We start from the raw sequence: 15185 nt of genomic DNA on the forward strand, positions 1-15185 counted from the left end.
TGCCTCTTGCATTCAGCGCATGAGGTAGTTTTTTGTATAACGCTTGATTTATTACGCTGGATCAGAAGTAACATGCAGCTCTCTGCCTCTTGCCCACATGCTGACAAGCAATAAGCTTATAATGAGCATCAGCCAAAAGACGCTGCTTGATCCAAAAAACTGAATCATCGTATACCCGCACAAGGGTCCTAGAGCTGCTCCCATATCTTGAACAAAGGAATAGCTTGCGAGAAAGCGGTTTTTATCTGTTTGAGCAGACGCTTTTTGAAAAGCAAGCGTATCCGTTAATGTCGTTAAGATTGTTGACAGCAGCTGGATCAAAAGCAGCATCACAAGAAACCAGCCGCTTACCTTCAGCATGACCGCCAGAAGACTGAGACCTCCAAATGAAAGAAACATCCAGCAAAGCGTTCGTTCCTTCATCACAAGCCCATCAAACCATCTGCCCGTTTTCGGTGCTACAAATGGTTCCCACCCCCATCTGAGCGCTTGAATGATTCCACTTAAAGCCGAAGCTCCGATTACAAAGCCGAACAGAGCAAATTCACCATGACCGATCCTTGCTTCAATGACATGACTGAGTGTTGATGCGAATAACCCTTGGATCACAAGTGCGATCAGCATACCTGTCATTAATACTTTTACAACATCCCGTGCAAGCCACCTCTGTTTGATGACTTGATACACCTGCCCCTCTTCTCCCTTTTCAATCTCATCCAAAGAGACATAAAAAATGATTCCTAGTAATGTGAGTAAACCAAAAACAAGCGTCATGGACTGGAAGCCGATCAGGCTGGCGAATATTCCGCCAAATAACATGCCGAATAAACTGCCAAGCCGGTAAAGCCCATTATAAATGCCCGTATAATGCCCTTGAGAGCTTTCCTCCATCTCAGCAATTAATCTCATTCCACTCATACGCAATAACGTCCATGCCAGCCCCCAAGCGCAGCGGCAAATCAGCAGCAGCCAAAAACCGCTCACACCATATAGCATCGTGGTCACTGAAGCAATCGAAATAGCGATCAATACACCAGTCTTCATTGGGACAAACCGATAGAGCCACCAAACAACAGGTGTTAGCGGGATGCGGATGAATCGGTTAATGGACAGCAGCAGCCCGACCTCCCAAATAGATGATAAACCAACCTCTTTCCAATAGATCGGAAGCACAATATAAAGCATTGAATCTCCAATCAGTGCAAATGCTGTGATAAGCGATATTGACACCACTTGCTTTTGACGATGATCCATTTTCCCTTCCCCCTTCGCTATCTTTACAATAAGGGATGCCTTATAATAAATCTAATGAATGTTTTTGATTAAACCATCAAAATAATTGATAGGTGGTGCAAAGTTGAATTTACATGCCCTTCGGATTTTTGCAAAGGTCGCAGAGACAAAAAGCGTTACACAAACAGCAGACGTGCTATCTTTGACACAGCCAGCTGTGACGGCTCAGCTTAGAAGCATTGAAAGTGAGATCGGTTTCCGTCTTTTTAAACGAAATGGCAGAGGCATTACACTTACGGAAATGGGGAAAATTCTATACCCTTATGCCCGGCAAGTGTTCGAGGCTGAAAAAGAAGTAGAATATCAGATCACACTTTTACAAAACGGAAAAAAGGGGCGGCTCCGCATCGCTTCTACCTATGTCCCACTTAACTTTTTACTGCCAGATTGGCTTGCTGCTTTTAAAACATCTTCACCACAGATAGAAATTGAATTAAAAAGTGGAAACTCCGCTCAGGTTTTAGAGAGCCTACTTCAATATGAATCAGATGTAGCCATCGCTGTGATCGAGGATTTGCACCATGAGGAGATTCTCACTTCTCATTTAACGAATTTAAGCTATGATTTTATTGTGCCGGCAGACCATCCGTTAAACGGAAAAACCGTCCCGCTGGAGCGCCTGAGTCAGGAGCCTTTTTTGATGCGTGAAGAAGGCAGTTCCACAAGAGATAAGCTCTTTTCTCTTTTTACTTCGAAAGGAATCAAAAAACCGACCGTTGATTTACAATTCAGCGGTGTTCATGAAGCGATTCAAATGATCAAAGCTGGATATGGCATCACACTTGTTCCCCGTGATGCGGTTCATGGCAGTCTCAAGCGGCAAGAAATTGGGCGCGTGTACATTGAAGGCATCGAGATCGTCAGACCGGTTGTTGTGTGCAAACGGGCGAATGATCTTGAAGAAAATAGAACCGTGGATGCCTTCCTGCAAATGAAAGGTATCGGTCCATTTACTACGCCTGCTGCCAATTAAAAAAGTGCCTGCTTCTGAAACAGGCACTTTTTTTATTCAGCTGGCTGCACGATGTCAAACGGTACAGCTTTTGAGGCTTTCACTAATTGTTCTGGTGTGATGAGGATTTCATTTCCCCATTCGCCTGCCCCAACACCTAATATTTCCTCTTCTAATAACGAAGCCTCAATAATGGTGCGGAATCCTTCTGGCTGCCAGCAAAACGGCGGAATCGAGCCAATTCGATAGCCCGTCACTTCAAGAACCTTCTCCGGTGAAGCCATTTTAATATTACGGGAGCCGGCCGCTTTCTTGAGTTTCCCTGACTTAATATGCTGATCAGCGCCAACCATCACAAGCAGCTGCTCTCCTTCTCCTGTTTCAAAAATCAATGTTTTAATCATTTGTCTTTCACGAAAACCAAGAGCTGCCGCTACATTTGCTGCTCCCTTTTCTGTTTCGGCAGAAAATGTTTTGACCTCGTATGGAATGCCATGTTTGTCCAAAAAGTCATGTGCCGGTAATTTTTTCAATCGATTGAACCCCTTTCCTTACAATGTCCTTCATTTAGCTTATCACAATCTTCTCATCCTTAAGATGTATTTTTCAATGGAAAGCCTCTGGCCCCTTCATCACCATGCTATACTAAACTTGTTTTTGAAAAGGAGCCGGTTTGATATGGGAAACAAGTTTTGGTGTTATACAAGCAGTAAAAGCCTTCTCATGCTGAGTGATATTTTATTTGTGATGACGATCACGTTTGTCATTTATCAAGATACACAATCTGTTGCCTATGCGGCTGTATTTCCGCTGATTAGAACAATATGCCAGCTATTGGCTGGGCTCTTCTCTCCTGTTTTAACCGATTACTTTCAAGCTGGCCGGCTATTGAAATGGGTCCCGCTTTTACGTCTTGGGATGCTCATCGTGTTTACAGCCCAATTTCATTTGTTTCAGCAGCATATGGTCTGGCTGTTTAGTGCGCTTATTTTGATTTCCCTCACAGGCGGGTTCATCAGTCCTTTAATGCAGGCCATCATGCCGATGCTTGTACCAGCAAATCAGCTTGTGAAAGCAAACAGTACAGCCTCCATTTTTCATCAAATGATTCAAATCGCCGGCTATTCGTTCACTGGAATGCTCGTCCTATGGATTGGGCCATTTTATTTAATGTGGATCACCTGTGTCATGATTGTGTTGTCTTATCTATTATTCATCCCTGTCTTTCCTCTTCTCAAGCAAGAAGAGACGGTTCGAAAAGCAAATAAGATGAACAGCTTCAAAGATGGCTGGACGATCATTTGGAGAAATAAAACGGTGCGCACCCTGACCTTTATGGATGTTTGTGAAAATATTGCGGGTGCTGTGTGGATCGGGGCGATTACGCTTGCCTTTGTCACCCATGATTTAAAGCAAGGTGAGGAATGGTGGGGTTTTATCAATGCCGCTTATTATACAGGTGCCATCATAGGCGGGCTCTTAGCTGCATGGATGAGTCAGTTTATTCAAAAACAGCTTCTCCTCTATATGGCAGCTGGTTCATTCATTTATGCAGTGCTGACCATTGTCTATTCACTGAACAGCCTGCCGTGGCTTGCTTTGGTGCTTTGTATTTTGATGGGGCCTGCCTACCAAATCCGAGATGTTTCGCAGCAAACCATTCTTCAAACGGAAACGCCAGTACGTGATTTATCAAAGGTGTATTCGGCTCACTACGTCCTTTCTTCTGTATCGGTCGGTTTGTCTATTTTCTTTGTTGGATTGATGGCAGATGCATACGGGGCGAGGTCTGTGTATTTGCTGGGCGGTCTGTTTGTGCTCGTTTGTTCCGGCATTGCTATCCTTGCTTTTATGAAGCAGAAAAAAGAGAGCAGCTGATGTATGCAGCGGCTCTTTTACTTTTCTTTTAACATCGCAAACATGTCACGGGCCATGGCTTCTAAAATATACACAACTGGCGTCTGTGTGGTGATATTGGCTCTGTGGACCCGTTCATCTGTGACGTAGTAGGCAATATTTAAATCTGAAATGCGCGAAATCGTGCAGTGCTGGTTATTCGTAATACTAATGATCTTGCTGCCTTCCCTTTTTAACTTCGAAATATGATCAATCGTAATACTGTTCTCCCCTGATACAGACAGCACAATGGTGACACTATTGTCTAAATACTGCATATTCATCGGGAAAAACGGATCGTTGATGTAAAATGAAAATTTCTCAAGACTTGAAAAGTACCTCGCCCCATACTGCGCCAAAATGCCAGAACTGCCAGTCCCAATAAACAGCACATTTTTTGCCTCAGCAATGAGCTTTGCTGCCTCCTTAATTTTCTCCTCAAAGTCTCCCTTCAATGTTCGTTCAATAAATTCATATAGAAAGTGCTGTGTACTTTTTAAAGAAGGTGTCTGCTCTGATTCTAAATACATTTTGAGCTTCACTTTAAACTCTGAAAAGCCTTCACAATTTACTTTTCGGCAAAAGCGAAGGACAGACGAGGTGGAAATATGTGCAGCATCTGCAAGATCTCGAATTCTCATGTACACGACCTTTTCACTGTTTTCCATGATATATCGGTATAAAGCGCTTTCTAGTTCATTAAAGCTGGAAATGACCTCACTTGAAAACATCTGACTTCCCCTTTCTCCAACAACATGTCACAATGTGTTTCTTTTATGTAACAAATCTCTAAATAGGGCACCCTTGCCTAAAAACACTGAAGTCATTTACGCACACGATGCTCTCACGATAAGCTAAAGATGTACAAACAAGAAAAAAGACTTTTCTCTATTATAACATTGCGCGTTACATTATTCGGAGGTGCAGAACATGGCAAAAGGATTAAAGGTTGTCACAATTGGCGGAGGATCAAGCTATACACCAGAGCTTGTAGAAGGATTTATTAAACGATACGATGAATTTCCGATTAGTGAGCTTTGGCTCGTTGATATTGAAGCGGGAAAAGAAAAGCTTGAGATCGTCGGAAACCTTGCAAAACGCATGGTCAAAAAAGCAGGGCTCCCAATCGAGGTTCATTTAACATTAGACCGCAGAAAAGCACTTGTAGATGCTGATTTTGTCACAACACAATTCCGTGTCGGACTTCTTGAAGCACGTATGAAAGATGAACGCATTCCTTTAAAATATGATGTCATTGGTCAAGAAACAAATGGTCCAGGAGGTCTATTCAAAGGACTTCGCACCATTCCTGTCATTCTTGATATTGTCAAAGATATTGAAGAGCTTTGCCCGAATGCATGGCTTGTGAATTTCACAAATCCAGCTGGTATGGTCACTGAAGCCGTTCTTCGTTATTCAAACCATCGTAAAGTCGTTGGTTTATGTAACGTGCCGATCGGCATTCGCATGGGAATCGCCAAAGGGCTTGGTGTCGACGCAAGCAGAGTCGAAGTCAGCTTTGCTGGATTAAACCATATGGTCTTTGGACTCAATGTATTCTTAGATGGCAAAAGCATCATGGATCAAGTCATTGAAGACATGGCTGATCCAAACTCCAGCATGTCGATGAACAACATTCAAGCGATTCCGTGGGATGCTGATTTCTTAAAAGGGCTTGGCGTCATTCCTTGTCCGTATCACCGTTACTACTACAAAACAAGTGATATGCTAGCTGAGGAAAAGAAAGCAGCAGCAAATGAAGGAACTCGTGCTGAAGTCGTTCGCGCATTAGAAAATGATTTGTTCGAGCTTTACAAAGACCCTGATCTCGACATCAAGCCGCCACAGCTTGAAAAACGAGGCGGTGCCTACTACAGTGATGCGGCATGTAACTTGATTGCATCCATTTATAACGACAAGCATGACATTCAGCCTGTAAACACCATTAATAACGGGGCTATTAGCGACATTCCAAATGATTCTGCGGTTGAACTCAACTGTGTGATCACAAAAGACGGTCCTAAACCAATCGCTGTTGGTGAAATGCCGGTCGCTGTCAAAGGACTTATTTCTCAAATTAAATCCTTTGAACGTGTAGCTGCTGAAGCAGCCGTGACAGGCGATTACAACACAGCCCTTGTCGCAATGACCATCAACCCGCTTGTCCCATCAGATGCCATTGCAAAAAGCATCCTAGATGAAATGCTAGAAGCACACAAAGAATATTTGCCACAGTTCTTCAATAAAGTAGAAGCATAAAACTGTCTACCCGCTGACCGCACTTGTCGAAAGTGCGGTTTTTTATTTGGCTGCAAACAGCCGGTCCATCTTAGGACGATCATAGTCTAATAGCAAGTGCTGTAAGCCTTCATAGACTGGGCGTAGACGCTCAGCATCTGCCGCAATGAGATCACAGCCTCGATCATCATATAAGTGAAAAATCATTTTTTTTGAGAGATTCATTAAGTAAATTTCATACCCCAGTTTTCCCTTCAAGATTTGATTCGGTGCATAGAAGTCCTCCTGGCACATCGCATGGAGAAGCGGACGCAATCGAATGTCTTGCAGCTGGCATTTGAGTGTAAATCTCTCTAATGTCAGTGAATCTTCTATTTCTGGACGTACATAAGTCAAAAGCTCGTGGCGCAATCTGTTCCTTACTTGCCGATGCACATATTTTTGATAGACAAGGAGCTTATGCTTCGTTAATTCATGTTCATGATCTGTATACACATCCGTCACAAGCAGCATCTCGTCTTCTGGATCAAAAGTATATTTCACAATCTCTAAAGCACGATCTCCCGCTTTTTCTAATACAATCGATTCTTTTCCTAATGACCAATCTGCCACTTCAAACCGAAGCCCAATAGGCCAATCATAAAAAAGAGGCGGCGTGAGGATAAGATGAGGAAAATGATTTTTTAGAAACATATTTGTTTGATCACTCATTTGCTTTCCTTTCACTCGTTTTATTTTTCATTTTACCGTTGAAACATATAGGAAAACAAATTGGAAATAAACTGTCATTTCTTATATGATAGAAAGAGATGGAGGTGTGGTCAATTGAAAACATCAAAATGGTTTTTACAATTGTTCCTTACAGCACTGATCACCATGTGGATACAGGCTGGACTTGATCAGGCGAACATCATTCAGATCACCAATGTATGGGTCGATGTCAGCAGCTGGATCCTGATCTTCTTTGTCATCTACGCACTTTTTGAATGGACAGCTCACGTCTTAGCAAAACGGAAAACCGTTCATCGCTGAACATCTCTTTTCATAGAGATGTTTTTTCTTGAAACTCTTCTTGCACCAGTTCATGAATGACGCCCATTCCTGCCTGGCTTCCAGCTGCTGCTGCGAGAACTAACTGAGCAGGACCGCCTAGATTATCACCACATGCAAAGACACCACTGACGGTTGTACGTCCAAGAATATCTGTTTCAATACCCGCATTCTTCGTCATTTGACAGCCAAGCTTTTCTGCAAATGGGGCTGACTGCTTGAATTCACTTGCGACAAAACCGCCTTCCCTATTCACTATCTCCCCATTCGCAAGCTGTAGAGAGCGCAGCTGCCCATTGTCATGATCAATCGACACAATTGGCACATCAATGACTTGAATAGAATGTGCCGTCAGAAGTACCTTGTCCTCATCAGCCAACACGTGCCCATTCGTAAACACGATCAAATCCTTTGTCCAATTGGAAAGAAGCTTAGCCATATGCAAGGCTCGCTGATTCTCTGCAATGAGGGCAAGTGCTTTGTCCTTTAATTCCCATCCATCACAGAAAGGACAGCTAAACAACGTTTTTCCGTACACATCATGAATTCCTTCGATCTCTGGCAGTATATCCTGAAGACCTGTTGCCAAAATGATTTTTTTCGCTTCGAATGCATCCCCCTCGTGTGTCAGTAACGTAAAGCTTTCCTCTTTCTTTTGTATATCAATAATTCTACTTCGTTTGATTGTGATATTAGGGTATTTTTGAAGATCTGCCTCTCCGGCTTGTCTGATCTCAAATGGTGTCATTCCATCGTTTGTAATAAATCCATGTGATTCCTGCGTCACTCGATTTCTTGGCAGCTCATCATCAAATACAGTGACCTGCTTTCTGCCTCTTCCTACAACAAGTGCTGCACTTAATCCGGCTGGTCCGCCTCCGATAATGGCACAATCTAATAACATATCAATCTCTCCTTTTTCATTCAAGACTTTAAAGACTCTTAATATCTATAATCAGTTCAAAAAAATCACATGTTGAAAAATGGATTTTTTTCTGTCTGTTCAATTTGGTTCGCAATATCACTTAACCGTTTTTGACTTAACGTCTCCTGCATTTTCGTTTCAACATCCTGCATGACCTGTTCAATCAAACAGCCATCATGAGGCATGAAGGAGTCATGCTCTAAGGAGCAGCGAAATAAATTCGTTTGTCCTTCTACAGCCTGAATGACATCTAAAAACGAAATGTCTTCCTTTCGTTTGATAAGGGTATAACCTCCCTTTGCACCAGGTGTTGATTCAATCAATCCCGCCTTCACAAGCTTTGTTAAAATTTTAGATAAATAGGTTGGTGAAAGGTCTTGCATCTTAGCAAGAGGCTCAACGCCAATCGCTCTACCCTTTGGCGCAAGAGTTAAAAACACCATCGTATGCAGCGCATAGTTGGTCGCCTTAGAATATTTCATGAGGAAACTCCTTTCTATCTATTATAGATCTTTTATATCTGTAATTGATCATAGATGATTCAAGAGAAAAAAGCAAGAGTTGTGAATCTGCTCCACTTTTCATTCCACATTTCACATTTCCTTCCGATAATAGAAGTAAGCACGAAATAAAGTTTTGATTGAGAACGAGAAGGAGTGAAGAAAAATGTCAGATCAACAGCACAATGCAGCACACGAAGAAGAAGAGGAATTTAACGTATACGACATGCTTCCGCCCGCAGGTACAATCATCGGAGAAGCAACAGAAGAAGAAATGGAAGCCGCAGCAGCACTTGAAGTGAGACATGTCGCGTTCATGCGCCTTCAAGATATGTACATTCAATTTGATGGCTCGTCTTACAAAGACTTATTAAAAGACTTCCAAGAATTCGAATTGGATTCCACAAAATTCTGGAGAGCCATTGCTAGACGTCTTCAAATTCCATACGAATGGCCAATCCGAATCGACCACGCAAACGGCCCTATTTATATTGGTGAAACAGAGGATAGCCGTGAGGTTGAGGAGAGCGCAGAGTAAGGGGACCTTTTCCTCTCCATCACAATACATCAGTTGAAAAAACTAATAAGCAATATGAGCGCTGTCACGCCCATATTGCTTATTCTCGTGTTATGTTAACTCTGGCCAAAATGCTTGATTTGCCACAATTAAGTCGTCTAAAATATCTTTTGCTACTTTAGCACTCGGCACCGTTTTCGATAATGTGATAGCCTGCCATAGTTTTTGATAGGACCCTTCTTCAAATGCTTCTACTACTAATTTTTCTACGCCAACTTGCTGCTCCATGAGACTTTTTTGAAATCTAGGAATTTCTCCAACTACTAATTTTTCTGGACCATTGCTGCCAACGATACAAGGAATTTCAACCATAGCTGTTGGATCAAAGTTCCTAATGGCGCCATTGTTCTCTACAATCATCAGCATCCGTTCCTTTTTATTAAAAGCAATAGCTCTTGCCAAATCAACGATATAGGAAGCGTGCTCATCAATGGTCAGCTTTGTTTCCTTAGCAGTTCCTTTATCAATGATGGCCTGACATTCACTAAAAACAAAAGCTTCCCGCCCCTCCATCACTTCATTGGCACGCGTGAACTCGATATTTGAATGTGCCACTTCTTCATCTGGAAATAGATAGTATTTCAAATACGTATTCGGTACCGTTTTTGGATCAAGTGCTTGAATATCTTTGGCCTTTTTTAATGTGCTGTTCCAGCTCTTCTGCTGTTCTAATTCAGATGTTCCATCTGTTGCATAACCATGCTGGCTTACATGCTTAATCACCTCAGGCATTAAGCTATTTCCAGCTTTATCTCGAATATCTGTCCACCAGCCAAAATGATTTAAACCATAGTAATCGACTTCTAGTTCTTTCCGCGAAGATAAGCCTAAATTCTTTGCAATTAATTCTTCGATGCCAATTGGCATATCGCATATGTTTAAAATCTTGGAATTCGGTCTTAGCTTACGTGTTGCCTCTGCTACTATCGCTGCAGGGTTCGAATAGTTTAACATCCAAGCTTCAGGTGAGTATTTTTCCATATAATCGACAAGTTCTAATACACCTGGAATGGACCGCATTCCGTAAGCTATTCCGCCTGGACCGCAAGTTTCCTGTCCGACGACTCCATGCTTCAATGGAATTTTCTCATCTAATTCACGCATTGCATATTTCCCGACACGAATATGTGCCATCACAAAATCGACTTGAGTAAAGGCTTCTTCTGGGTCCGTGCTTGCCAGTAATCGCACTTCTGGTGCTCGTTCTTTTAACATAATCTCACATGCATCTGCAATCGTCTTTTGTCTAGCTTCATCATTATCATAGAGTTTAATTGTATGAATTGGGAACTTCTCTAAATAGTCTAATAGCATCAAAATGATCCCTGGTGTAAATGTACTTCCGCCTCCAGCGATGGTAATATTAAATTTTTTCATCATATCCAGCTCCTTTTTCAATCTAATGAAAGGTTTGTCTCAAAGGACTCTCTCACTTGCGGTACACTTAAGCCAACAATGATCTGAATGCTTTGACCACTCTTCGCCATGCCGTGGGCCAGTTTATTTTTTGTAAAGTAGTCCCTATCTTTCACCAAGCTAGGGTCAATCACTGTAATACGCAGACGCGTGGCACAATTTGTCACATCTTTAATGTTTTCTTTACCGCCAAGGCCTTCTAAGAAATAAACGGCTTTCTCTTCATACTCAGACGCATAAACGGGCGCTTCCTTTTGGTCATGACCTTTTTTATGAGCATTCTCATAATCCTGTTTTGTATATAGCCTCGTCTCCTCCTCATGTTTTCGTCCTGGTAATGGAATATCAAATTTCACAATCAGCCATCTAAATATGACAAAATACAATGCTGTAAAAAGAAGTCCAATCATCGCTTGGATCAGATAAATCCCTCCATGATTTGAAGAGAGCGGAATCCAGTTCAATGCAGCTATTTCAATAAGCCCGGAACCCATCATTCCGACAACACCAAACATATTCATGATTGTCACCATGGTCGCTCCAAGAAGTGCATGTATCACAAATAAATAAGGCGCGAGAAATAGAAACGTAAATTCAAGCGGTTCTGTAATTCCGGCAAATATGGCTGTTAATGTGGCGGGTAGTACCAATGCCAAAACCTTTTTTCTGTTTTCTTTCGGTGTAGAAAAATACATGGCTAAAGCTATCCCTAAACAGCCAAACATCTTAATATTCCCATGCAATAAAAATCCGTATGGATAAAGATCCTTCAAATCGGAAGTGGAGGTCGCAAATTCATTTAAGTGAGCAATCCAATATGGTTTTAAACCCCCATTTACAGCCGCTGGACCAAACTCAAAAGGTGTATAAATAAAATGGTGAAGTCCTGTTGGAATTAACACCCTTTCCAAGAAATGAAACAGCCAGACACCAATATAACCAGACTGTGCCATGAACCCTTGGAGAGATTGAATCCCCTGCTGAACATAAGGCCATACAAAAGCAACGATAAAAGCAATAGGAATCATCACAAAGAATCCGATGATGACAACAAATACAAGCCCCTGGAAAATCCCAAGCATTTCAGGCAGCTTTTGATCATAAAAACGATTATGGATCCAAATGACGATTCCAGATATCATCACCGCACCAATGATACTTGTATCCAGCGTAGGTATACCCGCTATTTCTTTTACTCCCGCTACATTTTCGACACCTTGCGATAAATCAACACCAAAAGTAGACGGCCAAAGTGTCAAAATAGCATGAATATAATTGTTAAATACAAGATAAATCATCAAAGCTGCGAGCGTCGCACGTGCTTGCGCTTTTTTTGCAAGTGAGATGGGCAATCCAATCACAAAGGCTAATTCCATATGATTGAAAATCGTCCATCCCCCGCTTTCAATCAGTGACCAAACCTTGTACCACATCGTACCTTCTGCAGCCATTTCCCCCATAATCGCTGGATTCTTACATAAAGTCGCGAGGCCGACAACAATACCAAAAAACGCGAATAAAAGTACAGGAACTACCATAGCACTGCCAAATCGCTTGATTGCATTCATAAGCATAACCCCTTTGCTTGATCCATAACACCACTGTAAAGGGAGCGCTTACAAAAACCAATAGGTTTGACGTATTTAGAAATCAAGTTGTAACATTAGATTATATTTTCACAGGAAGAAAATATTTTCATGTTGGAGGGCACATCGCATGATACTGGACAAGCTGGTAAATGAATACTTCGAAGATTTAAATAAGAATGACCTGCACATTATTAAAACAATCCATGATCATCTTGAAGAAATGAAGACAATGAAAATTCAGGACCTTGCCCGTTATGCTCATACTTCCATCTCATCCATCCATCGGCTTGCTAAGAAAATAGGGTTCGACGGCTACAGTGACTTAAAGTCTTATGTGAAATTAAATGCTTCCCCTGAAGAGACAACACAGGATTTAATGCAGCTGCTTGATCAAGACATCCGGCAGACAAGGAAGTATATGGAGCAGCTGGACTTTCATCAATTAAATCAACTGATTGATCGTGCACCGTATATTTATATTTATGGGACAGGAACTGCACAGCTTGATTTGGCAAATGATGTACAGCGGCAGCTATGGTCACTGCATAAGAAATCTCAAGTATTACGAAGCAAGCGAGACTTAACAGATGGAATCATTGAATTTGGTGAGGATGACCTTTTATTTATCATTTCTTTATCGGGTGAATCGAAGAATTTAGATGAAATCATTCAATTGGTGAAAACGAGACATATCAAATTTATCAGCATGACCACATTAAGGAATAACCTCCTTGCACAAAATGCCATGTTTAATATCTATGTAAGCAGCACCCCGTTTCACTTATATAACAAAGTGGACAACTCCAGCTTTCTGCCATTTTACATTGTGGCAGATATTATCGTCAGAAAATTTAGTGAGTGGAAAGTGAACCAATTGAATAATAAGACTTAAACATAACAGATACAGTTTTAGAGAGAGATTCAATGTTGCTTCGCAAAAAAAAAGAGAGACTCTTTTGTCTCTCTCAAAAAATACTATATAACAACGGTTTTAATGAAATATATCTACTCGCGGCTGCCTTTTCCTTTTCATGTTATTCAGCAGTATAATGCCCAGCAATCAGTTCATCAAACGAATCCGCTAATTTAAAATCCGTCTCATCTTCTAAATCAAAGTAGTGAATCGGCGGATGCTCCTTTGTTTCTCTATAATCCAATGCAATCCACGTATGACCATCCCCACAAATGAGCACAAGTCCCTCAGGCAATTCCCATTCTTCTATTAAATAATCACTATCCATAATGCCTTCGTCTTTGGCAATTCCTCTTAAATGATCAAATGATACATGATCCTCTGCCCATCCATTCGGCTGGTCCGTTGGAAAAGCGTTATGCAATGTATACCCGCCATTTTGTTCGAGGATCAGTTGCTTATATGTATCAGGCAGGATGACGCCTAGCTTCTTTTCCGCTTTTGCAATGCCTTTCTCATTGATTTTCTTAAATGTTTCTTCGCTTTCTCTATCTTTATCCCAAAATGGTTTCAAATAAAATACCTCCAATTGTTATTTCTATCTCATTTTACCATTTAAGTGAACTAGTTTAATAGTCCTATTCAATAAAAAAAGAGAAGGGTTCCCCCTCCTCTTGTTGGTCATGATTGGTCTTGATTTCTCGCTTCAAACTCATCCAGCATGGCACGCACTTCATCTGTTGATGATGTGTTCATTAATTGATTTCTCAAGAAACTCGCTCCTCTGAATCCTTTTACATAAATCTTAAAGAAACGGTGCAGTGCCTTGAATGGACGCAAACCTAGTGATGAGTATTGATCATGGAGATCAAGATGTAATCTTAAAAGACCGAGCAGTTCATCACTTGTATGCTCCTTCGGCTCTTTTTCAAAAGCAAATGGGTTATGGAAAATCCCGCGCCCAATCATCACGCCGTCCACTCCATACTGTTCAGCAAGTTTTAAGCCTGTTTGACGATCTGGAATATCACCATTGATTGTTAAAAGCGTATCAGGTGCTACTTCATCACGAAGTTTTTTAATCTCAGGAATGAGCTCCCAATGAGCATCCACCTGGCTCATTTCCTTTCTTGTGCGAAGGTGGATCGATAAATTCACAATATCTTGCTCCAAAATGTGTCTAAGCCACCCGCGCCATTCATCGACTTCAGTAAAACCTAGTCTTGTTTTGACGCTGACAGGTAATCCCCCAGCTTTTGCTGCTTGAATCAGCTCTGCGGCAACGTCTGGACGAAGAATCAAGCCGCTTCCCTTCCCGTTTTGCGTGACATTTGGAACAGGACAGCCCATATTAATATCAAGCCCCTGAAATCCCATTTCCGCCATTCCAATGCTCATTTGTCTAAAGTTCTCAGGCTTGTCTCCCCAAATATGAGCAACAATCGGCTGCTCATCCTCTGTAAACGTTAAACGCCCCTTCACACTTTGAATGCCATCAGGATGGCAATAGCTCTCACTGTTCGTAAACTCTGTAAAAAACACATCCGGTCTCGCCGCCTCACTCACGACATGACGAAACACAACATCTGTCACTTCTTCCATTGGTGCTAATATAAAAAATGGCCGCGGTAAATCACGCCAGAAATTTTTACTCATCTTTCATCCAATTCCTCTCATGACATAGCGCCTTTTAGGGCATGTCCTTCTGTAAATTCTTTCAGCAATTTTTATCATTATATACTTTAATATGAACCGGGCAAAATTGCAAAAAAGGACATTTGGTAATGAATTACGGGATAAAAATATAAATTCCACTTCCAAATATCATTTTTTAGT

Annotated in this window: 15 protein-coding genes and 1 pseudogene; 6 read left to right on the top strand and 10 right to left on the bottom strand. The window is 41.5% G+C overall.

From position 1 onward, the window contains the following. Positions 1-51 precede the first annotated feature (51 nt). Complete coding sequence (locus BAE31_RS18770) at positions 52-1254, bottom strand: MFS transporter (protein WP_076841108.1); 1203 nt, start codon at positions 1252-1254, stop codon at positions 52-54. A 103-nt stretch (positions 1255-1357) separates the two neighbouring features. Here BAE31_RS18770 and BAE31_RS18775 point away from each other — a divergent pair, with 103 nt between their 5' ends. Beyond that, complete coding sequence (locus tag BAE31_RS18775) at positions 1358-2266, top strand: LysR family transcriptional regulator (protein WP_076841109.1); 909 nt, start codon at positions 1358-1360, stop codon at positions 2264-2266. A gap of 32 nt (positions 2267-2298) precedes the next feature. On the opposite strand, the gene BAE31_RS18780 is transcribed toward BAE31_RS18775, so the two are convergent. Then, positions 2299-2778 carry an aminoacyl-tRNA deacylase gene (locus BAE31_RS18780; RefSeq protein WP_024426664.1) on the bottom strand — a complete coding sequence of 160 codons (480 nt, stop codon included), beginning with the start codon at positions 2776-2778 and terminating at the stop codon, positions 2299-2301. Between the two features lie 145 nt (positions 2779-2923). Here BAE31_RS18780 and BAE31_RS18785 point away from each other — a divergent pair, with 145 nt between their 5' ends. Beyond that, positions 2924-4123 carry an MFS transporter gene (locus BAE31_RS18785; RefSeq protein WP_076841110.1) on the top strand — a complete coding sequence of 400 codons (1200 nt, stop codon included), beginning with the start codon at positions 2924-2926 and terminating at the stop codon, positions 4121-4123. Positions 4124-4140: 17 nt separating this feature from the next. On the opposite strand, the gene BAE31_RS18790 is transcribed toward BAE31_RS18785, so the two are convergent. Then, positions 4141-4872, bottom strand: a complete 732-nt coding sequence (locus tag BAE31_RS18790; RefSeq protein ID WP_041108639.1) for a MurR/RpiR family transcriptional regulator — start codon at positions 4870-4872, stop codon at positions 4141-4143. A 199-nt stretch (positions 4873-5071) separates the two neighbouring features. Between BAE31_RS18790 and BAE31_RS18795 the strand changes: the two genes are divergently transcribed. Continuing rightward, positions 5072-6400 carry a 6-phospho-beta-glucosidase gene (locus BAE31_RS18795; protein ID WP_024424565.1) on the top strand — a complete coding sequence of 443 codons (1329 nt, stop codon included), beginning with the start codon at positions 5072-5074 and terminating at the stop codon, positions 6398-6400. 42 nt (positions 6401-6442) lie between these two features. Here the strand turns inward: BAE31_RS18795 and BAE31_RS18800 are convergent, their stop codons facing one another. Continuing rightward, a complete protein-coding gene (locus tag BAE31_RS18800; RefSeq protein WP_076841111.1) occupies positions 6443-7090 on the bottom strand; it encodes a DUF3885 domain-containing protein in 648 nt (215 codons plus the stop codon). 114 nt (positions 7091-7204) lie between these two features. Between BAE31_RS18800 and BAE31_RS18805 the strand changes: the two genes are divergently transcribed. Continuing rightward, on the top strand, positions 7205-7411 hold the full coding sequence (locus tag BAE31_RS18805; RefSeq protein ID WP_041108643.1) for a hypothetical protein: 207 nt from the start codon (positions 7205-7207) through the stop codon (positions 7409-7411). A 10-nt stretch (positions 7412-7421) separates the two neighbouring features. On the opposite strand, the gene BAE31_RS18810 is transcribed toward BAE31_RS18805, so the two are convergent. Together BAE31_RS18810 and BAE31_RS18815 are read right to left on the bottom strand one after the other, a co-directional pair. After that, positions 7422-8333, bottom strand: a complete 912-nt coding sequence (locus BAE31_RS18810) for an NAD(P)/FAD-dependent oxidoreductase (protein WP_076841156.1) — start codon at positions 8331-8333, stop codon at positions 7422-7424. 65 nt (positions 8334-8398) lie between these two features. Continuing rightward, on the bottom strand, positions 8399-8836 hold the full coding sequence (locus BAE31_RS18815; RefSeq protein ID WP_076841112.1) for an Rrf2 family transcriptional regulator: 438 nt from the start codon (positions 8834-8836) through the stop codon (positions 8399-8401). A gap of 184 nt (positions 8837-9020) precedes the next feature. Between BAE31_RS18815 and BAE31_RS18820 the strand changes: the two genes are divergently transcribed. Then, a complete protein-coding gene (locus BAE31_RS18820) occupies positions 9021-9392 on the top strand; it encodes a hypothetical protein (RefSeq protein ID WP_039177014.1) in 372 nt (123 codons plus the stop codon). Positions 9393-9482: 90 nt separating this feature from the next. Here BAE31_RS18820 and BAE31_RS18825 read toward each other — a convergent pair whose 3' ends face one another. Both BAE31_RS18825 and BAE31_RS18830 read right to left on the bottom strand, forming a co-directional pair. Next, positions 9483-10808, bottom strand: a complete 1326-nt coding sequence (locus BAE31_RS18825) for a 6-phospho-alpha-glucosidase (RefSeq protein WP_076841113.1) — start codon at positions 10806-10808, stop codon at positions 9483-9485. 17 nt (positions 10809-10825) lie between these two features. Further along, positions 10826-12415 (bottom strand): alpha-glucoside-specific PTS transporter subunit IIBC, encoded by a 1590-nt coding sequence (locus BAE31_RS18830; RefSeq protein ID WP_076841114.1) that lies wholly within the window; start codon positions 12413-12415, stop codon positions 10826-10828. 148 nt (positions 12416-12563) lie between these two features. Here BAE31_RS18830 and BAE31_RS18835 point away from each other — a divergent pair, with 148 nt between their 5' ends. Beyond that, positions 12564-13328, top strand: coding sequence for a MurR/RpiR family transcriptional regulator (locus tag BAE31_RS18835; protein WP_076841115.1), 765 nt, complete (start codon positions 12564-12566; stop codon positions 13326-13328). Between the two features lie 145 nt (positions 13329-13473). On the opposite strand, the pseudogene BAE31_RS18840 reads toward BAE31_RS18835, so the two are convergent. Together BAE31_RS18840 and BAE31_RS18845 are read right to left on the bottom strand one after the other, a co-directional pair. Then, positions 13474-13923, bottom strand: a pseudogene (locus BAE31_RS18840) (SMI1/KNR4 family protein); the annotation flags it as partial. A gap of 107 nt (positions 13924-14030) precedes the next feature. Next, on the bottom strand, positions 14031-15005 hold the full coding sequence (locus BAE31_RS18845) for a tRNA dihydrouridine synthase (RefSeq protein WP_073204180.1): 975 nt from the start codon (positions 15003-15005) through the stop codon (positions 14031-14033). Positions 15006-15185 lie beyond the last annotated feature (180 nt).

This window comes from Bacillus sp. I-2, assembly GCF_001974945.1.
GTDB classification, from domain to species: domain Bacteria; phylum Bacillota; class Bacilli; order Bacillales; family Bacillaceae; genus Bacillus; species Bacillus safensis.